Below are 22,930 nucleotides of genomic sequence, written 5' to 3'. Positions count from 1 at the left end.
AAAGGAGACATTCATGTCCGCGAACATCGATTTCGATGCGCTGGTGGACGCGCGCAATGGCCGCGTCGCGTCATCCATCTACACCGACCCCGACATCTACGAACTGGAGCTGGAACGGATCTTCGGCCGTTGCTGGCTGTTCCTCGCGCACGTCAGCCAGATCCCCAAGGCCGGCGATTTCTTCAACACCTATATGGGCGAAGACCCGGTGGTGGTGGTGCGCCAGAAGGATGGCTCGATCAAGGCCTTCCTCAACCAGTGCCGGCACCGCTCGATGCGCGTGAGCTTTGCCGATTCCGGCAACACGCGCGCCTTCACCTGCCCTTACCACGGCTGGTCCTATGGCGTCGATGGCGCGCTGATCGAAGTCCCGCTCGAGCCGCGCGCCTATCCGCACGGCCTGTGCAAGGAAAAATGGGGCCTGCAGGAAGTCACGCGCGTGGCGGTGTACAAGGGCCTGGTGTTCGGTAACTGGGACGCGTCCGCGCCGGACCTCGATACCTATATGGGCGATATCGCCTGGTATCTCGACGGCGTGCTCGACCGTCGCGAGGGCGGCACCGAGATCATCGGCGGCGTGCACAAGTGGGTGATCGACTGCAACTGGAAGTTCCCCGCCGAGCAGTTCGCCAGCGACCAGTACCACGCGCTGTTCTCGCACGCGTCGGCAGTGCAGGTGCTTGGCGCGAAGGGCGACAGCGACGACAAGGCGCTGGGCGCCGGACAGACCGCACGCCCCGTGTGGGAAACCGCAAAGGACGCTCTGCAGTATGGCCAGGCGGGCCACGGCAGCGGCTTCTTCTTCACCGAGCAGCCCGATGCGAACGTGTGGGTCGACGGTGCGGTGTCCCAGTACTTCCGCGACACGTACCCGGAAGCCGAAGCGCGGCTCGGCAAGGTGCGCGCGCTGCGGCTCGCGGGTCACAACAACCTGTTCCCGACCATGTCGTGGCTCAACGGCACCGCGACGCTGCGCGTGTGGCATCCGCGCGGCCCGAACCAGGTCGAGGTGTGGGCGTTCTGCATTGCCGACAAGGACGCGTCCGACGAAGTGAAGGCCGCGTTCGAGCGCAGCGCGACGCGGGCGTTCGGCCCGGCCGGCTTCCTGGAGCAGGACGACTCCGAGAACTGGGTCGAGGTGCAGAAAGTGCTGCGCGGCTCGCGCGCAAAGAAGACCCGCCTGTGCCTGGAAATGGGACTCGGCAACGAGCGCGTGCGTGAAGACGGCATTCCGGGCATGACCAACTACATCTTCTCGGAGACCGCCGCGCGCGGCATGTACCGGCGCTGGGCCGACCTGCTGAGGTCGGACACCTGGGACGAAGTGCAGTCGCGCACCGCGCAGTATGAAGCCGAGGTGCTGAAATGAATGCCGTCGCAGAAGTCCGCCGTTTCTCCGTCCCGCTGGAACTCCATCACGAGATCGCGCAGTTCCTCTACCACGAGGCCGCCCTGCTCGACGACTGGCAGTTCCGCGGCTGGCTTGCGCTGCTGTCGGAAGACATCCGCTACACCATGCGCACCACCGTCAATGCGCAGACGCGCGACCGCCGCCGCGGCGTGCAGCCGCCGACGACGTGGATCTTCAATGACACGCATGCCCAGCTCGAACGCCGCATCGCGCGGCTCGAAACCGGCATGGCGTGGGCCGAAGAGCCGCCGTCGCGCACGCGGCACATCATCGCGAACCTGCAGGTACGGCCAGCCGACCAGGCCGATACCGCGGACGAGTACGAGGTCCGCCTGAGCTATCTGCTCTATCGCTCGCAGAAGGAGCGCGATGAAACCTTCTACGTCGGCAGCCGCGTCGACCGTGTGCGCCGCGCCGGCGGCCCCGCCGGCTGGCAGGTCTGCCGCCGCGAGATCACGCTCGACCAGGCGGTGCTGTCGTCCCACAACCTTAGCGTGCTGTTCTGATCATGCCCCGTATCTTTGTGTGCCAGGACGAAGACCTGTCCGACGGCGAAGCCATCAAGGTCGATGGCCCGGAAGCCGCCATCGCGGTATTCCGTGTCGGTGGCGAGCTGTACGCGCTGAACGACCGCTGCAGCCACGGCAATGCCTCGATGTCAGAAGGCTACGTCGAGGATGACGCCACCGTGGAATGCCCGCTGCATGCCGCGCGCTTCTGCCTGAAGACAGGCACCGCGCTGTGCCAGCCCGCCACGGAGCCGCTGCGGACCTTTCCCGTCACGCTGGTCGACGGGGCGGTCTATGTCGACGTGCGGGAGGCGGCATGACGAATCCCCGCTGGCTGGAAGACCAGGTCGCGCTGATCACCGGCGGCGGCTCGGGGCTGGGCCACGCGCTGGTCGAGCGCTTCATCGGCGAAGGCGCTCGTGTCGCCGTGCTGGAACGCTCGGCGGAAAAGGTTGCCGCGCTGCGCGAGCGCTTCGGCTCGAAGGTTGTCGCAGTCCAGGGTGACGTGACCTCGTACACCGACAATGAACGTGCCGTTTCCGCGGCGCTGGAAGCCTTCGGCAAGCTCGACACTTTCATCGGCAATGCCGCCGTCTGGGATCACGCTTCCACGCTGGTCGACCTGTCGCCCGAACAGCTCGACAGCGGCTTCGGCGAACTGTTCTCGATCAATGTGAAAGGCTACCTGCTCGGCGCCAAGGCAGCGTCGCGGGCGTTGATTGCTTCCGAAGGCAGCATGATCTTCACGCTGTCGAACTCTTCCTTCTACCCGGGTGGCGGCGGCCCCCTCTATACCGCGAGCAAGCACGCGGCAGTCGGGCTGATCCGGCAGCTGGCGTATGAGCTCGCGCCCAAGGTGCGCGTCAACGGCGTGGGCCCGTGCGGCATGGCCAGCGACCTGCGCGGCCCCGCCGCGCTCGGCCAGGACACGCTGCGCATCATGGACTCGCGTACGCCGCAGGCCATCGCCAGCATTCTGCCGCTGCAGTTTTTCCCCGAACCGTCGGACTTCACCGGCCCGTTCGTGCTGCTCGCGTCGCGCGCCAACAACCGCGTGCTGAGCGGCGTGATGATCAACGCCGACGCGGGGCTCGGCATCCGCGGCATCCGCCACGCGGCGGGCGGCCTGCACCTGTAACGGAGGCAAAGCGCCATGACGGCTTCCACCATCGTCATCGTCGGCGCCGGACAGGCCGGCGCGGTCGCGGCTGCCGAGCTGCGGCAACAAGGCTTCGAAGGCCGGGTTGTCCTCATCGGGGAAGAGCCGCATGCCCCATACGAGCGTCCGCCGCTGTCAAAGGACGTCCTGCTGCAGCCGGATACCGCCCGCTGTGCGATCCACGCCGACGGCTTCTATGCGCAGCACGGTATCGAGCTGCGGCTTGGCATCGCCGTCACGTCGATAGACAAGGACGCGCGCACCGTCACGCTAGGCAACGGCGAGACGATCGTGTTCGACAGCCTGCTGCTGGCCACCGGCGCGCGCGTGCGCCGGCTGCCAATGCTGGATGCGCTGGGCGACGGCGTCCACACGCTGCGCACGCTCGACGATGCGCGCCGGCTGCTGCCGGTACTGCGTCCCGGCCAGCGCGTGCTGCTGGTGGGCGCCGGCGTGATCGGCCTGGAGCTTGCATCGAGCGCCACCGACCTGGGCGCGCAGGCAACGGTGATCGAACAGGCGCCGCTTGCGATGATGCGGTGCTCGCCGCCCATGCTGAACCGCCACCTGTGCGAGGTTCACCGCGCGCGGGGCGTGGTGCTGCATCTTGGCGTGCCGCTTGCGCAGGCAGCGCGCGAAGACGGCGATATTGTCCTCACGCTGCAGGACGGCACGCGCATCGCCGGCGATGCCGTGGTCTATGGCATCGGCGTCGAACCGGAGACCACGCTCGCGCAAGCCGCCGGCCTTGCCGTCGATAATGGCATCGTGATCGATGCGCAATGCCGTACCTCTGCCCTGGGGATCTACGCGGCCGGTGATGTCGCCAGCCAATGGCATGCGGACGGCGAATACTATGTGCGCCGCGAGACGTGGGAAAACGCGAACCAGCAGGCCGTGACGGCCGCGCGCGCAATGCTTGGCCTGGCGCCCGTCGAGTCCGCCGCGCCGTGGTTCTGGACCGACCAGTGCGGTCTCAATATCCAGTTCGCCGGGGATCCTGCGGCACAGGAATGGGTCGTACGCGGTACGCTGGAACAGCCGCCATGCATGCTGTTCGGCCTGGACGCCGAAGGCGCGCTGGCCGCGGCGATTGCGGTCAACCAGGGGCGCGATATCCGCAATGCGAAGACGTTGATCGGCAAGCGCGCGCGCATTGCACGCGACGTGCTGGCCGATCCGGCGCAGAACCTGCGCACGCTGGCGCGTGACGCCTGAACGCCGCGCCGGGTGGGGCGGTCAGTCGGCACGGATACCGTTGTCCTCGATGACCTTTCCCCACTTCCTGTACTCGTCGCGCATCCGCGCGGAAAACTGCTCGGGCGGCATATAGGCAGCCAGCGTCCCGGCAGCTTGCAGCTTCTCCTGCACGGCCGGATCGGCCAGCACCCGTTTCAGGTCACCGTTGAGCTTCGCGACGATCTCCGGCGGCGTCCCGGCCGGCGCCACGATGCCGGCCCACGAAGTCGCGTCGAATCCGGGAAACCCCTGTTCCGCGATGGTCTTCACATCCGGCGCAAAGCTCACGCGCCGCGCCGAGCCCACCGCGAGCGGCCGCAGCTTGCCGGCCTTGATATGGGGCAGCGCCGCGGTCATGTCAGAGAACATCATCGGCACCTGTCCCGCCAGTACATCCGCCATGGCCGGCGCGCTGCCCTTGTACGGCACGTGCTGCGCATCGAAATGGCCCAGGCTCTTGAGCAGCTCCGTCGAGATATGGCCGAAGCTGCCGTTGCTGGCGCTGGTGTAATTGTTGGAGCCGGGGTGGGCCTTGGCGTAGGCGATGTATTGCGGCAGCGTGGTCACGTCCGGCAGGGCCTTCGGATTGACCACCATGACGATGGGCAGGTCATAGGCCGACGCCACCGGCGTGAAATCCTTGAACAGGTCGTAGCTCTTGCGATGCGTGAGATGCGGCGCCAGCAGCGTGGGGTTGGTCATGACCAGCAGCGTGTAGCCATCTGGCGCGCTGCGCGCCACCGCTTCCGCGCCGATAGTGCCCGATGCTCCGGGCCGGTTGTCGATCACCACCGGCTGGCCCAGCGCCTCGCTCAGCTTCTGGCCGATGATGCGCGACCCGGTGTCGGTCGGCCCGCCCGGCGGATACGGCACCACCAGCCGGACCGGCCGCGCGGGATAGCTGCCCGCGGACTGCGCGCCGGCCAGGCACGGCAGCATGCCGGCAAGGCAGAGGACGGCTGATCGGATGGCAAAAGTGCGGCGGCTGGCTGCGGGCATGACTGTCTCCATGAGGTTGTCGGGCCGCCGTGCGAAGCGGCAGCCGCTTGCGTACCTGACGCGATTCTTGCGGCCGACTCGTCCGACAGGCCTCGTCGGAACCGACGATTCCCGGAAATGGCGTAGATTGACGGCTCTAGCCTCGTCAATCTGAAAATCCCTATAATCGAACGACCGTTCATTTCAGGGCGCCACCGGCGCCCGCACGTGGTTCAGGAGACACCATGCCCGCCGCCCGACAACTGCCTCAGGTTTTGCAAAACCTGGCTCTTCCCGTCATCGCCTCGCCGATGTTCATCGTCAGCTACCCGGAACTGGTTCTGGCGCAGTGCAAGGCCGGCATCGTCGGCTCGTTCCCGGCGCTGAACGCACGGCCGGCGGAGCTGCTCGACGAATGGCTCACGCAGATGCAGGAAGACTTGGCCAGCTTCAAGGCCGCGAATCCCGGCAAGCCGGTCGGCCCGATCGCGGTGAACCAGATCGTGCATGCGTCGAACGCGCGGCTCGAACATGACATCAAGGTCTGCGTCGACCACAAGGTGCCTATCTTCATCACCTCGCTGCGCGCGCCGATGAAGGAGATGATCGACGCCGTGCACAGCTACGGCGGCATCGTGCTGCACGACGTGATCAGCCTGCGCCACGCCGAGAAGGCGCTGGAAGCCGGCGTGGACGGCCTGATCCTGGTGGCTGCCGGCGCAGGCGGCCATGCCGGCATGCTGTCGCCGTTCGCGCTGGTCGGCGAGGTCCGCAAGATCTTCGACGGTCCCATCGCGCTGTCGGGCTCGATCGCCACCGGCGACGCCGTGCTGGCCGCGCAGGCCATGGGCGCCGACTTCGCCTACGTGGGCACGCGCTTCATCGCCACGCAGGAAGCGCACGCGAGCGAGTCGTACAAGCGCTCGATCACCGACTCGGCAGCCGCCGACATCATCTACACCAACCTGTTCACCGGCGTGCACGGCAATTACATCCGCGAAAGCATCGTGGGTGCGGGCCTGGACCCGGAGAACCTGCCCGTGGCCGACAAGAGCAAGATGGACTTCTCCAGCGGCAGCTCCAAGACCAAGGCGTGGAAGGACATCTGGGGTGCCGGGCAAGGTGTGGGCCAGATCCACGATATCGTGCCCGCCGGCGAGATCATCGCGCGCATGAAGGGCGAGTACGACGCGGCCAAGGCGCGGCTGGGTATCGCGCGCTAAGCGCGCTTGCCGCCGTTGACGTCCCTGCAGCGTGACACTTCCGAGCCCGCCGCCACGGTCGTACTGAGCCGCCGGCAGCGGCTGCTGCGCGCGATATGGGTCACACTGGGGGCGATCAGTCTTTTGCTCGGCATCATCGGCATCTTCCTGCCGGTGCTGCCAACCACGCCGTTCGTGCTGCTCGCGGCGGGCTGTTTCGCGCGCGGCTCCGAACGCTTCCACGGCTGGCTGCTCGAGCATCCGCGCTTCGGCCCGCTGGTCAGCGACTGGCAGCGCCATCACAGCATCCCGCTGCGCGCGAAGTGCCTGGCGCTGGTGATGATGTGGACGTCGATGGGCGCCACCGCCTGGTTCATGCGCGCGCGGCCGCTGGCGTCGGCCGCGCTGATTGCCTGTGCGGCTGCGGTCAGTATCTGGATGCTGCGCCTGCCTACCCGGCCGCCGGGCGGGCACGGGAGCTAAGGAACCTTCTTTTGGCGGCGGCAGAACCGTAGGTCACCAAACCTTTGGTGCGTCCATCGGCTGTTTCTGATTTGCCACCCAATCTGATGCAGATCAGAAGACTTCCTCTTTTTGCACTTTCCCCAGTGCAGGCCATATAACGTGCGACGCGAACAACGCGTTGGCCCTTGAGAGCCGGCGAACGATTGAACGGACTCCAAGGGATTTCTCCAGAGCCACTTCAGGTTGGGCTTCCGGATATCCGCAAGAGACCAAGCTTCCAAGGACCTCCATGGCGGAATCAAACACAGTCTTCTTGCACGCCGTTGTCGACAAGAGCGGCGATCAGTACTTCCAGACAACGCTCACGCCTGCGGAAGATCAGCGTGAAAAGGTCATTCTCGCCAAACCGTATGTCATTCCTGTAGTTTTTCTTCCCGGAATCATGGGGACTAATCTCAGGAAGACCTCGGACAAAGCCATCGCCTGGCGCCCGCCGAACACAGACATGCAAGGCCTCGGCGATGCGCTCCTGCAACTCATCAACTATCTCTTTAAATCGACCGAGCAGCGTGCTGCGGAGCTTGCGACACAGTCAGTGGAGATAGACCCCCGCGGACCGATAGACGCCGGAGAATGCGGACTACCCAGGAACGTTCTGGTTGCGCGCGGTTGGGGAGCGCTGATGCGTTCGAGCTATCACCCCTTCATGGCTAAGCTGCAATGCCTGTTGAACGATCTGGCTCAATACGACTTCGAGCGTTGCGAAGCAAATCTCAAGCAATGGGCTGCAGAGGCCGGCCTGGATGCGCCATCGGAATGGGGAGCTCAAGGGGGAGAGCCGCTTACGCGAGAGGAAATCCTTCATGCCGCCAATTACCAGTTCGATGTCTGGGCAGGCGGCTACAACTGGTTGCAGAGCAATCGAGACTCTGGCGCCGCCATTCAGGATCTGATCGAGAACACGATTCTCCCCTTTTACAACGAGGGCAAGCAGGTCGTGATCGCGGATACTCCCGACGGAGAAGGCAACAATCAATGCACCATCCAGCGCAGGATGCCTAATCGGCCAATGGCCGAAAAAGTAATCATCGTCACGCATTCGATGGGTGGCCTGGTCAGCCGCGCCTTGACGGAAGTCCACCACTGCGAAGCCGTGCTGGGCGTTTCGCATGGCGTTCAGCCTGCCACGGGTGCGCCGGCTACATACAAGCGCATGCGTGCCGGCTTCGAGAGTGTGGAACAGGTATTTCTGGGACGGAATGCTGCGGACGTTGTTGCCGTTCTCTCGCAGGCCCCTGGCGGGTTGGAATTGTTGCCGACTGCGGACTACAACGACGGGAAGCCATGGCTTTTTGTGCGGGAGAAGAAGGGGAGTGAGCCGATTCTGGCGCTGCCAGAGCATGGCGATCCTTACGGAGAGATCTACCAGTCGACTGCTTGGTATGGGCTTGTGCCCGATGGCAACAACGTCTTGCTACGCGTCGGACAGCAAAGCCAAACTGATGTCCAGTCGGGATCCGAACGAAGACGCCTGTCTCCACGAGAAAAGCTGAATCGAGCGCTGGTCCGAGTTAAAGACTTTCATAGGGATATTGAGAGGCGCTACAAGGATCCCACTTATGCACACTATGGCGCGCAAGGGAAGCGTGACGCTGACAAGGGCTCTGCTGGAATTCTTGGCACGGGACTGCTCGCGGCCCAGAATCGGTTTGCTTGGGGCGAGGTAGCCTGGGAAGGACGAGGCATCGGCACGAATGAGCCAATGCAGATCAATATCGTCAATGACGACGGCAATGGCTCACTAAGAACGGCCTCTGGCATCCAACTCTCCATTAGCGACCCTGACTGTGCTGGCGATGGAACGGTACCGGCTATCTCCGGCGCGGCCCCAGGCAATGCCGGCATTGTCATGAGCTTCGCGCATGGACATGGTCAGCCGGGACAACACAACCTTCATTTTGGCTACGACCATCAGGGAAGCTACGGCGATGAGCACCAGCGATCGCTCTACGCCACTATGTACGCCATCGTGAAGATCGCTCAACGCGCAACCTGGCACAAGAAGAGGGAGCCGACATGAAGCTGGAATCAAAGACCCTTGCCATTGGCAGACATCTGGTAGATGTCCCCGCAGACGCGACGACACTGGAAAGCTACAAGTACAACAATGTTCCCATCGGGCTGCTACCCGACATCAATAGCCAAAGCGAATTCGATCGGGTGGTTGCAGAACGAGAGCGGATCTTGCGAACGGCGAAGCACGAGAAATTTGGAACGATGTTTGTCGATCGTGTGCAACACGCCAATGGATCATCGACGCTGATATCCTGGGATTGGCCGACGGACGACAAATCGCTCCAGTTCGATACGTACTACCGTGTGGGCTCGCATACGCTTCAATATTCGGGACCTGTGTCGGCCGATCGAAAAGATGGCGCGCTGTCTCTGTGCGGAGAACTCGCACGTGACTGGCACGAGTTTCCCCAGGACTCGATTCCGCAGAGCCCCGGCTTTGTGGTTGCCAACACGATTCTTCTCCGAAACCTCTTCAACGATGAAAGCTGGAGCCTGGGGATCAGGCTGGCAGGCAAGCCAGACGTATCATTCGGCATCGCGGCTTACACGAAAGAGAAGGCCAGTCCTGGTTTGCGTGGTCGCGCCGGCGGCTTTCTGGTCAGCCTGCTCAGCGCTGTGGCTGGATTGCATCAAATACGCAATCGCTCACGACCTGTCGGCCCGATCGAGGCCGATGAGATCCTTATGGCTGCCACACAGGATGGAAAGCGCCTCTACGCATTCAAATGGGAGGCACCTGGCAAGGCTTACTCCCTGGCGGAACCCAACCTCAACATATCCCTTCAGGTCGTTGAAAGTGCCTACACGACCAACAGGGAATCATTTGCCACAGACGAAGAGGCCCTGGACGTTTGGGACGCCGTGGTTGCCTCAATTCGGTTGCGGCCCGGGGCCGTATGACGCCAGAGGGGGCGTAAAGCACCGGCGGCCATCGTCGCCCCCAAATCTCAGTCGTAGCGGCGCGCGTCCTCGATCACCTTGCCGTCCTGCGGCAGCGACCCCGACGCCACGAAGGCCACCTCGCCGCGCAGGCGCATCACCTCACGCAGCGACTCCGCCACGGCCTGGCGCAGGCCATCATCATCGCGCGCGGCATCGCAATGCAGCGTCATCACGTCGGCGCCCATGGCGCCGGTCACCACCAGCCGCGCGGCGCGGATCTCCGGATGGCGGCGCAGCACATCGGCCACCTGGCCCGGATGCACGAACATGCCCTTGACCTTGGTGGTCTGGTCGGCGCGGCCCAGCCAGCCCTTGAGGCGGATATTGGTGCGCCCGCAGGGGCTGGCGCGGTGCGAGGAATCGGTGACGATGGCCGACAGGTCGCCGGTGCCGAAGCGGATCAGCGGATAGTCGCCGTTGCCGAGCACCGTGACCACCACCTCGCCGGTCTCGCCTTCCGGCATCGGCCGCGTGCCGCCCGGCTCGACGATCTCGACCAGCACGCCTTCGTCGACGACCCAGCCGTCGCCGCCTTCGGTTTCATAGGCGATCAGGCCGACATCGGCCGTGCCATACATCTGCTGCACGCGGATGCCGCGCTCCTGGAACCAGCCGCGCAGCGAAGGCGGCAGCGCCTCGCCCGAGACCAGCGCCTTGGACAGGCTGTGGCATGGCAGGCCCATTTCCGCGCCGCGCTCGAGCAGCAGCTTGAGGAACGACGGCGTGCCCGCGTAGGCCGATGGCTGCAGGCTGGCCAGCGCCTGCACCTGCGACTCGGTCTGCCCGACGCCTGCCGGGAACACACAGCAGCCCAGCTTGTGCGCACCGGTCTCCATCATCATGCCGGCCGGCGTGAAGTGATAGGAAAAGGTGTTGTAAACCAGCTCGCCCGAGCGGAAGCCGGCGGCGAACATGGCGCGGGCGATGCGCCACCAGTCGGCAGCGTGGCCGTCCGGTTCGTGGATCGGGCCCGGCGACTGGAAGATGTGGCGCAGCCCGCCGACCGGCGTGGCATTGAGTCCGCCCAGCGGCGGCATGGCCTTCTGCCGCGCGCTCAGGTCCGACTTGCGCGTCACCGGCAATGCGGCCAGCGCGTCGCGCGAAGTCAGCGCGGCCGGGTCTGCGTCGCGCAGCGCCTCGGCAAAGTATGGCGCGTGCGTCCTGGCATGGGCGACCTGGCGCGCGAGCGCGGCCAGCAGCGCCTGCTCGCGGATTTCCGGCGCACGGGTTTCGAGCGAATCGAAGTATTCGGGCATGGTTGGATACGACGAATAAGGTCGGTGGATACAGCGCGCACTGCTCCACTCTCCCCATGATGGGAGAGGGAACACAATCGGCATCTCTTATGCGAGCCAGCGCTTTCTTCGGCGATAGCTCTTCACATCCCGGAACGACTTGCGCGCCGCGCCGTCCGCATCATTGGCGGCTACGCCAAGGTAGAACTCCTTGACGTCCTCGTTGGTGCGCAGCGACTCGGCGTCGCCGTCCATCACCACGCGGCCGTTCTCGAGGATATAGCCATAGTCGGCATAGCGCAGCGCCACCATGGTGTTCTGCTCGGCCAGCAGGAAGCTGACCTTCTCGCGCGTGTTGAGGTCGCGCACGATCTCGAAGATCTCCTCAACGATCTGCGGCGCGAGACCCATCGACGGCTCGTCCAGCAGGATCATCGCGGGCTTGGCCATCATGGCCCGGCCGATCGCGCACATCTGCTGCTCGCCGCCCGAGGTGTAGCCCGCCTGCGATTTGCGGCGCGTCTTCAGGCGCGGGAAGTAGTTATAGATCTTCTCCAGCTCCTCACGCGTCTCGCCGCGCGACAGGCCGCGCGTATAGGCGCCGGTCAGCAGGTTTTCCTCGATGGTGAGGTGGGCGAAGCAGTGCCGGCCCTCCATCACCTGGATCACGCCTCGCCTGACGAGATCGTTCGGCGTGAGCTGGTCGACGCGGTCGCCGCGGTATTCGACCGAGCCCTTGGTGACGTCGCCGCGCTCCGCGTGCAGCAGGTTGGAGATGGCCTTGAGCGTGGTGGTCTTGCCCGCGCCGTTGGCCCCCAGCAGGGCCACGATCTTGCCCTCCGGCACTTCGAGCGACACGCCCTTGAGCACCAGGATCACGTGATCGTAGATGACTTCGATGTTGTTGACGCAGAGGAGGGTCATGGTACGGCTCGTGTTGGCGTTGCGATAACTCTGGACTTCGCGTCCCATTCAGTGGTCTCTCCTCCCCTGAGTGAGAGGAGAGACCACCATCAGGACGCATACAGCATCACGACTTCATGCACCCCGGCGTGATCCCCTTTTCCTTCGCATACTGCGCGGCGGTCGCCTTGAACAGCGGGTGGATCAGGTTCTTGTTGCCTTCGATCCAGTCGGACACCACGACCCACTTGGTGCCGTCCCACTGCTGGATCTTCACCTTGCCCGAGCCCTCGTGGTTGTCGCAGCTCGTCTTGATCTCCGGCAGCAGGCCGGTTGCGCCAAGCTGCTGCAGGCGCGCGTTGGTCAGGTTCAGGTTCTCGAAGGCCCAGCGCATCTGGTCGCCGGTCATCGGCTTGCCCTTGCCGAACTTCTCCTGCGCCACGCGGATGGCTTCCACGGTCACGACAGCCGCCGAAACACCGCGGTTGTAGAGCACCGAGCCCACCTTGTTCTTGTCCTGCATGTTGCCCTTGCCCGCGCCGTACACCACCTTGTCGATGTCGGCGATCAGCGGCACGCTGCGGCCCGCCACGTTCCAGGTGGCGCTCATATAGCCCTTCGCGGCTTCGCCGGCGGGCACGGTGTCTTCTTCCGAGCCTGCCCACCACGAGCCAATCATCTTGTCACGCGGGAAGCCCACCTTCTGCGCCGCCTTCAGCGCGGTCTGGTTCATCACGCCCCAGCCCCAGAAGATCACGTAGTCCGGGTTCTCCTGGCGGATCTTCAGCCACTGCGCGCCCTGCTCGTTGCCCGGGTGCGCCACCGGGATCTCGACCAGGTTGAACTTGCCGAGCCTGGCCTCGGCCTGCAGCGCCACGATCGGCTCCTTGCCATAGGCCGAGTCGTGGTACAGGTAGACGATCTTCTTGCCGGCGAGCGAGCCGCCGTTCTTGCCGGCCAGGTACTTCACGATGGCCGACACCTGCATCTGGTAGGTCGTCACCAGCGGGAAGGCATAGGGAAACACCGAGCCGTCCACCGCATCGGTGCGGCCGTAGCCCATCATCACCAGCGGCACCTTGTCGGCGGCCGTCTTGTCGACCAGCGCGTACGAGATGCCCGTCGACATCGAGTGATAGGCCGTGCCCTTGGTGGTGGTGTTCTTCGCCTTCAGGCGTTCATAGCACTCCACGCCCTTGGCGTTGTTGTATTCGGTTTCGCACTCTTCCCAGCTCAGCTTGACGCCATTGACGCCACCGTCCTTGAGGTTGACGTAGTTCAGGTAGTCGACGAAGCCGCCATACCAGGACTGCCCGTTGGCGCCATACGGGCCCACGCGGTAGCTCGGCAGCGCCACGAACTGCTCGCTGGCCTGCGCCAGCGCGGAGGCCGCCGGCGCCATCAGCGCGGCCGCGGCGCTCACGGCCAGCACGGCACGCTGCACATTGCGAATCAGGGTTGTCATGACAGTCTCCTTCACCTTGGCAGGTGCGTTTGTTATGGGGTACCCGTTTGATGGAACGCTACGTCGGAAAGCAGGGAATACGATCAGTGCGGGAACGGCCACAGCCTCAGCTTCTCCTTGGCGATCTGCCACAGCCGCGCGAGCCCGTGCGGCTCCACGATCAGGAAGAAGATGATCAGGCCGCCGAATACCATCAGCTGGATATGCGACACCGTGGCATTCGTGAACGGCAGGTGCAGAAGCGATGCCAGCGGCGGCAGCACGTTGTCCAGGAAGATCGGCAGCAACAGGATGAAGGCCGCGCCCAGGAACGAGCCCAGGATGCTGCCCACGCCGCCGATGATGATCATGAACAGCACGCGGAACGACAGGTCCAGCGAGAAACCGTCCGGCTCCACCGAGCCCAGGTAGCAGAACGCGTACAGCGCGCCGGCCACGCCGCAGTAGAACGAGCTGACGGCAAAGGCCAGCAGCTTGGTGCGCATCAGCGGAATGCCGATCACCTCGGCCGCCACGTCCATGTCGCGCACCGACATCCAGGCGCGGCCGGTGGCCGAGCGCACCAGGTTCTTGGCAATGAACGCCAGCACCGTGACGAAGGTCAGCACGAACAGGTACTTCTTCACCGGCGTGTCGATGGCGATGCCGAACAGGTCCAGCCGCTGCGCGGTGATCACGCCCGACGAACTGTTGTTGGAGAACCAGGGGAACTTGGTCAGCGCCCACACCACGAAGAACTGCGCGGCGAGCGTGGCCACCGCCAGGTAGAAGCCCTTGATGCGCAGCGACGGCAGGCCGAATGCCACGCCCACCACGGCGGCGGAAAGCCCCGCCAGGACGAACGTCAGCAGCACCGGCAAGCCTTCGACACGCAGCTGGAAGTTGTAGGCCGCGTAAGCGCCCACCGCCATGAAGGCCGCGGTGCCCAGCGAAAGCTGTCCGGCATAGCCGGTCAGGATGTTCAGGCCCAGCGCCGCGAGCGCGAAGATCAGGAACGGGATCAGGATGGCCGAGAACCAGTATTCCGAGCCAACGAACGGAATCACCAGGAAGGCCAGCGCCATCAGTACCGCAAAGCCGATGCGGTCCTGGCGGATGGGGAAGATCTGGCTGTCGGCGACGTAGCTCGTCTTGAACTGGCCGGCTTCACGATAGAACATGGAAAGTCTCCTGGAGCGAAGTCGGTTCAGACGCGGTCGATATGCTTCTCGCCGAACAGGCCTTCGGGCCTGACCAGCAGGAACAGCAGCGCGAACACATACGGGAACCAGCCTTCGATGCCGCCGAAGTTGCCGCCGAACGCCGACTGGAACACCGGCGGGATGTAGATCTCGGCCAGCTTCTCCGAGGCGCCGATGATCAGGCCGCCGACAATGGCGCCCGGCACCGAGGTGAAGCCGCCGAGGATCAGCACCGGCAGCGCCTTCAGCGCCGTCAGCGTGAGCGCGAACTGCACGCCATTGCGCGAGCCCCACAGCATGCCGGCCACCAGCGCGACGAAACCCGCCACGCCCCACACGATCGCCCAGATATGCTGCAGCGGAATGCCCAGCGACAGCGCGGCCTGGTGGTCGTCGGCCACCGCGCGCAGCGCGCGGCCCACCTTGGTGTACTGGAAGAACAGTGCGAGCGAGCCGACCAGCACGCCCGCGATTGCGGCCGCGGCCAGATCGAACTTCGAGAGGACGATATTGAAGCGCGTCAGGATCGCCTCGATCGGCTCATCGACGATGCCGAGGTTGATCGGGCGCACTTCGTTGCCGAACAGCAGCGGCCCCAGTCCTTCCAGGAAGAACGACAGGCCGATGGTGGCCATGAACAGCGTGATGGGCGGCTGGTTGACCAGCTTGCGCAGCACGAAGCGCTCGGTGCTCATGCCTACCACGATCATCACGACGAAGGCGCCGATCACGGCGGCCCACATCGGCAGGCCCTTGTCCATCAGGCCCACCACGGCCAGCGCGGCGAAGTAGACCATCGCGCCCTGCGCGAAGTTGAACACGCCCGAGGCCTTGTAGATCAGCACGAAGCCCAGCGCCACCAGCGAGTACATCAGGCCCGACAGCAGGCCGCCGAGCAGGATTTCAATGAAGAACGTCATGGCTGCGTTCCGGTGGAATCGGTTGAAGGGAGAGCCCGCGCGCGGGCTCAGTGCGAGGTGCCCAGGTAGGCCCTGATCACATCCGGATTGGCCTTGACCTCGTCCGGCGTGCCGTCGCCGATCTTCTTGCCGTAATCCAGCACCACCACGCGGTCCGAGATATCCATCACCACGCCCATGTCGTGCTCGATCAGCACGATGGTGGTGCCGAACTGCCGGTTCACGTCCAGGATGAAGCGGCACATGTCCTGCTTCTCTTCCACGTTCATGCCGGCCATCGGCTCGTCCAGCAGCAGCATCGACGGCTCGGCCGCGAGCGCGCGCGCCAGTTCGACGCGCTTCTGCAAGCCGTACGGCAGGCGTCCCACCGGCGTCTTGCGGATCGACTGGATCTCCAGGAAATCGATCACCTCCTCGACCTTCTGCCGGTGCCGCATCTCCTCGTTGCGCGCCGGCCCCCACCACAGCGCGTGCGCGAGAAAGCCGGTGCGGAACTGCGTGTTGCGGCCGGTCATGATGTTGTCGAGCACCGTCATGCCCTTGAACAGCGCGATGTTCTGGAACGTACGCGCAATGCCCTGGCGCGCGGCCGCCGTCGGATGCATCTGGCGGCGCTCCTCGCCGCGAAACACGATGCGCCCCTGCTGCGGGTGGTACACGCCGTTGATCACGTTCAGCATCGAACTCTTGCCCGCGCCGTTGGGGCCGATGATGGCGCGGATCTCGTGCTCGCACACATCGAACGAGATGTCGGTCAGCGCCTTCACGCCGCCGAACGACAGCGAGATGTGCTGCAGGTCCAGGATCACCTCGCCGCCGGTACGCACCTGTTCATGCGTCTGCTGCGAACGCTGCGCGCCGGTCTGCAGGCCGATGTCGGCCAGCGGCGCGCCGGGCGCCATCGGGCCAGCCGGCGCAATGGCGCCGCCGCCGGGGATGGCACCCGATGCATCGGTGCGCGCCATGCCGTTCCATTCGGGTTGTCCGCCGCGCTGCCCCACGGGCGCGCGGTCCGATCCTTGCCAGGCCACTTGCGTCATGCTCTTGCTCCCCTGCTCACGCCGCGCGTGCCGACGGCGGCAGGCGTTTGGCATCCACCAGCTTCAGCGTGGCCGACACGCTGCCCTCGCGCCCGTCCTCGAACTTGACGCGCGTCTCGATGAACTGCTCGGTCTTGCCCGCATACAGCGCGTCGACCAGTACCGCGTACTTCTCCGCGATGAAGCCGCGCCGCACCTTGCGCGTGCGGGTCAGCTCGTCGTCGTCCGGGTCCAGCTCCTTGTGCAGGATCAGGAAGCGCGAAATCTGCGAGCCGGCCAGCATGCCGTCGTTGGCCAGGTCGGCGTTCACCTGCTCGACGCATTCGCCAATCATCGCGATCACGTCGGGCTGGCCCGCGAGGTCGACATAGCCGGCGTACGGCAGGTGGCGGCGCTCGGCCCAGTTGCCCACCGCATCGAAATCGATGTTGATAAACGCACAGACCTGCTCGCGGCCGGTGCCGAAGGCCACCGCCTCCTTGATGTACGGGAAGAACTTGAGCTTGTTCTCGATGTACTTGGGCGCGAACATCGACCCATCGGCCAGCTTGCCCACGTCCTTGGCGCGGTCGATGATCTTCAGGTGGCCGTCGGCATCGATCACGCCGGCATCGCCGGTCATGAAGTAGCCCTCGTCGTTGATGGCCTCGCGCGTGGCGTCGTCGCGCTTGTAGTAGGATTTGAGCAGGCCCACGCCGCGCACCAGCACCTCGCCGTTGTCGGCGATACGGATTTCCATGCCGGGCGCCGCCGGACCAACCGAGTCGAACTTCACCTGACCGTCAGGCTGCAGGCAAACGTAGGCGCAGGTTTCGGTCTGGCCATAGAACTGCTTGAGGTTCACGCCGATCGAGCGATAGAAGCGGAACAGGTCCGGGCCGATCGCCTCGCCGGCGGTGTAGCCCACGCGTATGCGGCTCATGCCGAGCACGTTGCGCAGCGGGCCGTAGACCAGCAACTCGCCGGCGGCATAGTGCAGCCTGTCGGCGAGGCCCACGGGCTTGCCGTCGAGGATGTCCGCACCGCAACGCCGCGCCACGTCCATGGCCCATTGGAACAGCTTGCGTTTGATCCAGCCCGCGTCCTCCATGCGGATCATCACCTGGGTCAGGAGGCCTTCATAGATGCGCGGCGGCGCGAAGTAGTAGGTCGGGCCGATCTCGCGCAGATCCGTCATGACGGTCTCGCGCGATTCCGGGCAGTTCACGGTGAAGCCCGCCACCATGGCCTGCGCGTAAGAGAACAGGTTGTCGCCGACCCATGCCATCGGCAGGTAGGACAGCACGTCGTCCTTCGCCGTCAGGCCGTCGAAGCCGCAACCGTTGCGCGCCGAGCCGATCAGGCCGCGGTGCGCGTGGCACACGCCCTTGGGCTTGCCGGTGGTGCCGGACGTATAGAGGATGATGGCCGTGTCTTCGGGCGAGCCCGCGGCAACCGCCTCGTCATAGAAGCCCGGATGCGCCTGGTCATATTCGCGGCCGATCTCCTGCAGGCGCTGGTACGACATCAGCGACGGATGATCGTAGTCGCGCAGCCCGCGCGGATCTTCATAGATGACGTGGCGCACGCTGCGGCCGGATTCGGCGAGCTGCGCTTCCACTTCGAGCAGCTTGTCCACCTGCTCCTGATCTTCGACGATGGCGAAGTCGATCTCCGCATCGTTGAGCACGTAGACCATTTCATTGGCAATGGCATCCTGGTACAGCGGCACTGGCACGCCGCCAAGCGCCTGCGCCGCGGTCATGGCCCAGTACAGGCGCGGACGGTTGTCGCCCACCACCGCCAGGTTCATGCCGCGCGTGAATCCCAGTGCAGCGAGACCGCATGCGAGCGCCCTGACCTCCTGCGCCGCCTGTGCCCAGCTGTATGTCTGCCAGATGCCGAGATCCTTTTCGCGATACGCCGGATGCGCCGGCCGTTGCCGGGCGTGCTCCAGCAGCAATCGCGGAAAGGTCGTCGCCGACGATTCCTGCATCGCTGTCTCCTGTCCCTCCGCGGTGGGGGTCCACGCGCGGTGTCAAGCGCCGGTCCGGGTCGTTATACTTGGCCTGTTTTGCCTGGCGGCCGTCATGCCGCAGCGCATCAAGCCCGTTGTGCCTTGTCTGGTGGCACCTGCCGGCTCCGTGGTGATCGTAAGATAGCCGATGCCTTCCCCCCGGGTTGTCACGCCGGTGACAATTCGGGGTTAATCCCTACAGGATCCTTTCAGGCCATGCTGAACGATTTCGTCGACCGCTGCGTATGGGCCGCGGACCTCAGTCCGGAGCAGCGGGATCGCGTGCGCCGCGCGATGTTCGTGCGCGAGTACACGCAGGGCGACTACGTCTGCCACAAGGGTGAATTGGCCGAGCACTGGCTGGGGGTGCTCGAAGGCATCGTCAAGATCACTACCGTGTCGCCGTCGGGCAAGTCCGTGACCTTCACGGGCGTGCCGACCGGCGGCTGGTTCGGCGAAGGCGCGGTGCTCAAGTCGGAGATCCGCAAGTACGACGTGATGGCGCTGCGCCGCTCGACCATCGCCTTCCTGCCGCGCGAGACTTTTCAGTGGCTGCTGGATACCAGCCTGCCGTTCACGCGCTTCCTGCTCACGCAGTTCAACGAGCGGCTTGGCCAGTTCATCGCCGCGGTCGAGTACGAGCGCCTGCTCGACATCGACTCGCGCGTGGCGCGGGCGGTGTCGTCGCTGCTCAACGAGCAGCTCTATCCCGGCATCGGCAAGACGCTCGAGATCTCGCAGGAAGAGATCGGCCTGCTCGCCGGCATTTCGCGCCAGCGCGCCAACCAGGCGCTCAAGGTGCTCGAACAGCAGGGCCTGGTGCGCGTGGACTATGGCGTGATCGAAGTGCTGGACCTGGACGGCCTGCGCCAGTACGGCGAGTGACACCATGCCGGGGCGCACCGCGATCGACGACGCCACGCTGCGGGCTTATCGCGAGACCGATTACCGCGTGCATGGCGATGCGCCGATCACGCTGAAGATCGACCAGCCAAGCGCGCCGCTGGCAGCCTTGCACGAGCGCCTGCACGTGGCATCGAGCGCGTTCATCACCGCCGCCAATCCGTTCAGCCAGCCGTCCGATCCGTTGCGCAACGAGGCGCGGCAACAGGCGCTGGCCGATGAACTCGCGCGACTCGGCTTTGCGGCCATGCCGGGTACAGGGCAGCATCCGGACAACGGCTGGCCCGGCGAGCCGAGTTTCCTGGTGCCGGGAATATCGCTCGACGCCGCCCGCGCGCTCGGCACGAAGCATGGCCAGAACGCCATCGTCTGGAGCGGTGCCGATGCCGTGCCGCGGCTGATCCTGCTGCGTTGAACGTGTGCCGCGCCTTCTCCGCTGCCGTCCGACTGCTGACCTGCTCGACCGCATTGGCAGCCGCAGCATGCGCGCCGCTTCCACCGGCACCATCCACCACGCCAGCCGTTCCGGCTGTTGCCATGATCGACGTGGTGGCGCGCGACTGGCATACGGATGTCTGCCTGCGCAGCGAGGACGCGGACCCGGGCGTGCGCAGTCTCGCCGCCGGATTCGAGGATGTGCGCTACCTCTGCTTCGGCTTCGGCGATCGTTCTTACGTGGTACGGGGCAACCATGGCGTGGTGACCATGCTGCTGGCGCTGGTGCCGGGGCGCGGCGTGGTGCTGATGACCGCGCTGCGCGCGCCGCCGGCCGAAGCATTCGGCGCCGGGAATGTGGTCGGCCTGGCGGTCAGCCGGCCGGGGCTGGAAGGATTGCGTGCCTATCTGCGCAATGGGGTCCAGAGGAATGCGGACGGCGCCCCCATCAGCCTTGGTGCCGGCCCCTATGAAAGCGGTGCTTACCTGTCGGCGACCGCCGCCTATAGCCTGCTCTACACGTGCAATACCTGGACGGCCGACGCGTTGCGCCACGCGGGGCTGCCGCTGGCTCCGGTCGCGGTGTTCGCGGACGACATCATGACGCAGGTCCGGCGGATCGCCGCTGAGCAGTCTGGCACCGGTCCTGCGCCCTGACGTGGCTAGTAGCTAGAGCAGGGAGGCTGCTGACAGGTGGACGACGGTCTCGCCCCGGCATTGTTGGCCGGGGGATTGGGGTCGCTGCTGCTGACGGAAACACAGCCAGTGAGCGACAGGGTCAGAAGCAGGACAGCCAGACAGGACTTTTGCATTGCCGTTCTCCCGTGGTGGATCCGCATTTCAGAGTTATAGCTGAAACGGCACCAAAGGCTGTCCCTCAGATCACACCGTCATCAATCGTCGTCGTGGCCGTGGTGGCCATGACCGTGGCCATGACCGTGGCCACGGCCGTACCATTCATTGCGACCGTACCAGCGCCGGCCGTCCCAATAGCGGTCGCCATGCCAGCCGATCACGACGGCCGGGGCAACCACCACCGGCGCCGGGCCATAGGCCACGGGCGGCGGACCGTAAACCACGGGAGGCGGCGGCGCCACATAGACCGGTGGGGGCGGCGGGGGCGCCACATAGACCGGGGCCGGAGCCACATACACGGGCGCGGGCACCCCGATACTCACGCCGACATCAACATGTGCCATGGCTGGACTGACCACCGCCAGCGACAATGCGCCAAACGCCAGGGCAGAAAGAACGGGGCGGATCATGAGGTTCCTCTTGTTTCTTCGATGCATGGTTTCACTCTAACGCGAGAGCCGCGTAACCGGTGAAAGGGAATTGTTTCGGCAGTTAAAGCCGTGTAAGGGGCTTTCACGGCGCAAAGCCGGACACGCCGAAAAAAGAACCGGCCGCCTCAATGGCGGCCGGCGATTACTGCACACCGCGCTGCTGCGCGGAGAGCAGTGCCTTCTTACTTGCTGTAGACGTACACGCCACGTCCAGTCTTGCGGCCCAGATAGCCCGCGGCCACCATCTCGCGCATCAGCATGGCCGGACGGTACTTCGGATCGGCAAATTCCGTATACAGCACTTCCATCACGGCCAGCATGGTGTCCAGGCCGATCATGTCGGCCAGTGCCAGCGGCCCGATCGGGTGGTTGCAGCCGAGCTTCATGCCTTCGTCGATTTCTTCCGGCGAGGCCAGGCCTTCGCCCAGCACGCAGAAGGCCTCGTTGATCATCGGGCACAGGATGCGGTTGACCACGAAGCCCGGGCTGTTCTTCACGGTGATCGGGTACTTGCCCAGTTCCTTGGCCAGCGCCTCGACGTCGGCGTGGGTGGCGTCGCTGGTCTGCAGGCCGCGGATCAGTTCCACCAGCGCCATCACCGGCACCGGGTTGAAGAAGTGCATGCCGATAAAGCGGTCGGGGCGGCTGGTCACGGCGGCCAGCTTGGTGATCGAGATCGACGAGGTGTTCGAAGCGATGATGACGTTCGCGCCGACGATGCCGTCGATCTGCTTGAGGATCTTGACCTTCAGGTCATAGTTCTCGGTGGCGGCCTCGATCACGATGTCGGCCTTCTTCAGGTCCTCATACGCGGTCGAGCCCTGGATGTGCGCGAGCGCGGCGGTCTTGTCGGCTTCGCTGATCTTGTCCTTCTTGATGAGGCGGTCCAGGCTGCCGGCGACGGTGGCGATGCCCTTCTGCACCGCTGCGTCGCTGATGTCCACCATCACCACGTCCAGGCCAACTACCGCGCAGGCCTGCGCGATGCCGTTGCCCATGGTGCCGGCACCGACGATGCCCACTGTCCTGATTGCCATCTCTATCTTCCTCTTTGCTGGTTATATATTCGTTCTTCGCGGATGCTCAGGCCGCCTGTTCGCGCAGTGCGGCGATGACGCGATCCGCGTGGGCCTTGAGCAGGTCCGGATCCTGCATGTCGCGCGCGTGGCCGCGCAGCGTCTGGTCGGCGTAGCGCGGCACGATATGGAAATGCACGTGCGGCACGGTCTGGCCCGCCGCGGCACCGTTGAACTGGCCAATCGAAAGCCCGTCCGGGTTGAACGCCTGGCGCACCGCGCGCGCGACGCGCTGCGTGGTGCGGATCGCGGCTTCGGCGCCGGCTTCCGACAAGTCGAACAGGTTGACCGCGGCTTCCTTCGGCACCACCAGGGTATGGCCGTCGGATTGCGGCATGATGTCCATGAAAGCGATGGTCTCGGCATCTTCATAGACCTTGTTGCACGGAATTTCCCCGCGCAGGATCTTCGCAAAAACGTTGTTCGTATCGTACTGGCTGTTCATGGTCTGGTGCGGCGGTCGTTCCGGAATTCGGCGAGCCTTCGAGTTTAACGCACGCGCGCGGCCG

23 protein-coding genes are annotated in these 22,930 nt (G+C 65.0%); 12 read left to right on the top strand and 11 right to left on the bottom strand.

The genetic code is table 11. From position 1 onward, the window contains the following. The first annotated feature begins 13 nt into the window (after nucleotides 1-13). Genes hcaE through hcaD form a run of 5 tightly spaced genes read left to right on the top strand, consistent with a single transcriptional unit; the run spans nucleotide 14 to nucleotide 4,297 of the window. Nucleotides 14-1,369: a 3-phenylpropionate/cinnamic acid dioxygenase subunit alpha gene (gene hcaE / locus AC3FNH_RS00630; protein ID WP_488718733.1), complete on the top strand. Its 1,356-nt coding sequence runs from the start codon at nucleotides 14-16 to the stop codon at nucleotides 1,367-1,369. Next, nucleotides 1,366-1,917: a 3-phenylpropionate/cinnamic acid dioxygenase subunit beta gene (gene hcaF, locus AC3FNH_RS00625; protein ID WP_488718732.1), complete on the top strand. Its 552-nt coding sequence runs from the start codon at nucleotides 1,366-1,368 to the stop codon at nucleotides 1,915-1,917. The genes hcaE and hcaF overlap by 4 nt, the downstream gene beginning before the upstream one ends. Before the next feature lie 2 nt (nucleotides 1,918-1,919). Next, the gene (gene hcaC / locus AC3FNH_RS00620) at nucleotides 1,920-2,240 is read left to right on the top strand and encodes a 3-phenylpropionate/cinnamic acid dioxygenase ferredoxin subunit (protein ID WP_488718731.1); all 321 of its coding nucleotides are present in this window, start codon (nucleotides 1,920-1,922) and stop codon (nucleotides 2,238-2,240) included. Then, nucleotides 2,237-3,058 carry a 3-phenylpropionate-dihydrodiol/cinnamic acid-dihydrodiol dehydrogenase gene (gene hcaB / locus AC3FNH_RS00615; RefSeq protein ID WP_276099281.1) on the top strand — a complete coding sequence of 274 codons (822 nt, stop codon included), beginning with the start codon at nucleotides 2,237-2,239 and terminating at the stop codon, nucleotides 3,056-3,058. Before hcaC ends, hcaB begins: the two co-directional genes overlap by 4 nt. Before the next feature lie 15 nt (nucleotides 3,059-3,073). Next, entirely contained in the window at nucleotides 3,074-4,297 is a 1,224-nt protein-coding gene (hcaD, locus tag AC3FNH_RS00610; protein ID WP_488718730.1) for a 3-phenylpropionate/cinnamic acid dioxygenase ferredoxin--NAD(+) reductase subunit, read from the top strand. 21 nt (nucleotides 4,298-4,318) lie between these two features. Here the strand turns inward: hcaD and AC3FNH_RS00605 are convergent, their stop codons facing one another. Next, nucleotides 4,319-5,317: a Bug family tripartite tricarboxylate transporter substrate binding protein gene (locus AC3FNH_RS00605; RefSeq protein ID WP_488718729.1), complete on the bottom strand. Its 999-nt coding sequence runs from the start codon at nucleotides 5,315-5,317 to the stop codon at nucleotides 4,319-4,321. A 224-nt stretch (nucleotides 5,318-5,541) separates the two neighbouring features. On the opposite strand from AC3FNH_RS00605, the gene AC3FNH_RS00600 reads away from it, so the two are divergent. The 4 genes from AC3FNH_RS00600 (at nucleotide 5,542) to AC3FNH_RS00585 (ending at nucleotide 9,939) form a co-directional block, all read left to right on the top strand. Continuing rightward, on the top strand, nucleotides 5,542-6,519 hold the full coding sequence (locus tag AC3FNH_RS00600) for an NAD(P)H-dependent flavin oxidoreductase (protein WP_276099278.1): 978 nt from the start codon (nucleotides 5,542-5,544) through the stop codon (nucleotides 6,517-6,519). Between the two features lie 63 nt (nucleotides 6,520-6,582). Beyond that, nucleotides 6,583-6,981: a YbaN family protein gene (locus tag AC3FNH_RS00595; protein ID WP_488718905.1), complete on the top strand. Its 399-nt coding sequence runs from the start codon at nucleotides 6,583-6,585 to the stop codon at nucleotides 6,979-6,981. A 271-nt stretch (nucleotides 6,982-7,252) separates the two neighbouring features. Next, entirely contained in the window at nucleotides 7,253-9,043 is a 1,791-nt protein-coding gene (locus AC3FNH_RS00590) for a lipase family alpha/beta hydrolase (protein ID WP_488718728.1), read from the top strand. Then, nucleotides 9,040-9,939, top strand: a complete 900-nt coding sequence (locus AC3FNH_RS00585; RefSeq protein ID WP_488718727.1) for a T6SS immunity protein Tli4 family protein — start codon at nucleotides 9,040-9,042, stop codon at nucleotides 9,937-9,939. The genes AC3FNH_RS00590 and AC3FNH_RS00585 overlap by 4 nt, the downstream gene beginning before the upstream one ends. Nucleotides 9,940-9,986: 47 nt before the next feature. Here the strand turns inward: AC3FNH_RS00585 and AC3FNH_RS00580 are convergent, their stop codons facing one another. The 7 genes from AC3FNH_RS00580 to AC3FNH_RS00550 all read right to left on the bottom strand — a co-directional run bounded on the left by AC3FNH_RS00580 (nucleotide 9,987) and on the right by AC3FNH_RS00550 (nucleotide 18,700). Next, nucleotides 9,987-11,237, bottom strand: a complete 1,251-nt coding sequence (locus AC3FNH_RS00580; RefSeq protein ID WP_488718726.1) for a phenylacetate--CoA ligase family protein — start codon at nucleotides 11,235-11,237, stop codon at nucleotides 9,987-9,989. Nucleotides 11,238-11,324: 87 nt separating this feature from the next. After that, the gene (locus AC3FNH_RS00575) at nucleotides 11,325-12,140 is read right to left on the bottom strand and encodes an ABC transporter ATP-binding protein (protein ID WP_488718725.1); all 816 of its coding nucleotides are present in this window, start codon (nucleotides 12,138-12,140) and stop codon (nucleotides 11,325-11,327) included. 106 nt (nucleotides 12,141-12,246) lie between these two features. Next, on the bottom strand, nucleotides 12,247-13,584 hold the full coding sequence (locus tag AC3FNH_RS00570) for an ABC transporter substrate-binding protein (RefSeq protein WP_488718724.1): 1,338 nt from the start codon (nucleotides 13,582-13,584) through the stop codon (nucleotides 12,247-12,249). 83 nt (nucleotides 13,585-13,667) lie between these two features. Further along, a complete protein-coding gene (locus AC3FNH_RS00565; protein ID WP_276099274.1) occupies nucleotides 13,668-14,744 on the bottom strand; it encodes a branched-chain amino acid ABC transporter permease in 1,077 nt (358 codons plus the stop codon). Between the two features lie 26 nt (nucleotides 14,745-14,770). Beyond that, nucleotides 14,771-15,685: a branched-chain amino acid ABC transporter permease gene (locus AC3FNH_RS00560; RefSeq protein WP_276099273.1), complete on the bottom strand. Its 915-nt coding sequence runs from the start codon at nucleotides 15,683-15,685 to the stop codon at nucleotides 14,771-14,773. 47 nt (nucleotides 15,686-15,732) lie between these two features. Beyond that, a complete protein-coding gene (locus AC3FNH_RS00555) occupies nucleotides 15,733-16,725 on the bottom strand; it encodes an ABC transporter ATP-binding protein (RefSeq protein ID WP_276099272.1) in 993 nt (330 codons plus the stop codon). A gap of 16 nt (nucleotides 16,726-16,741) precedes the next feature. After that, complete coding sequence (locus tag AC3FNH_RS00550; protein ID WP_488718723.1) at nucleotides 16,742-18,700, bottom strand: AMP-dependent synthetase/ligase; 1,959 nt, start codon at nucleotides 18,698-18,700, stop codon at nucleotides 16,742-16,744. A gap of 237 nt (nucleotides 18,701-18,937) precedes the next feature. Between AC3FNH_RS00550 and AC3FNH_RS00545 the strand changes: the two genes are divergently transcribed. From AC3FNH_RS00545 to AC3FNH_RS00535, 3 genes are all read left to right on the top strand, one after another. Then, nucleotides 18,938-19,606: a Crp/Fnr family transcriptional regulator gene (locus AC3FNH_RS00545; protein WP_276099270.1), complete on the top strand. Its 669-nt coding sequence runs from the start codon at nucleotides 18,938-18,940 to the stop codon at nucleotides 19,604-19,606. 4 nt (nucleotides 19,607-19,610) lie between these two features. Further along, entirely contained in the window at nucleotides 19,611-20,039 is a 429-nt protein-coding gene (locus AC3FNH_RS00540; RefSeq protein WP_488718722.1) for a DUF3293 domain-containing protein, read from the top strand. Between the two features lie 122 nt (nucleotides 20,040-20,161). Further along, nucleotides 20,162-20,716 (top strand): DUF2459 domain-containing protein, encoded by a 555-nt coding sequence (locus AC3FNH_RS00535; RefSeq protein WP_488718721.1) that lies wholly within the window; start codon nucleotides 20,162-20,164, stop codon nucleotides 20,714-20,716. A gap of 236 nt (nucleotides 20,717-20,952) precedes the next feature. Here the strand turns inward: AC3FNH_RS00535 and AC3FNH_RS00530 are convergent, their stop codons facing one another. The 3 genes from AC3FNH_RS00530 to AC3FNH_RS00520 all read right to left on the bottom strand — a co-directional run bounded on the left by AC3FNH_RS00530 (nucleotide 20,953) and on the right by AC3FNH_RS00520 (nucleotide 22,866). Then, nucleotides 20,953-21,324, bottom strand: coding sequence for a hypothetical protein (locus AC3FNH_RS00530; RefSeq protein WP_488718720.1), 372 nt, complete (start codon nucleotides 21,322-21,324; stop codon nucleotides 20,953-20,955). Nucleotides 21,325-21,527: 203 nt separating this feature from the next. Further along, on the bottom strand, nucleotides 21,528-22,382 hold the full coding sequence (locus AC3FNH_RS00525) for a 3-hydroxybutyryl-CoA dehydrogenase (RefSeq protein ID WP_488718719.1): 855 nt from the start codon (nucleotides 22,380-22,382) through the stop codon (nucleotides 21,528-21,530). A 46-nt stretch (nucleotides 22,383-22,428) separates the two neighbouring features. Then, nucleotides 22,429-22,866 (bottom strand): HIT family protein, encoded by a 438-nt coding sequence (locus AC3FNH_RS00520; protein ID WP_276099265.1) that lies wholly within the window; start codon nucleotides 22,864-22,866, stop codon nucleotides 22,429-22,431. Between the last annotated feature and the right edge of the window lie 64 nt (nucleotides 22,867-22,930).

Source organism: Cupriavidus sp. 22TCCZM01-5 (genome assembly GCF_057798915.1).
This window is presented reverse-complemented; position numbering and strand designations above follow the sequence as displayed.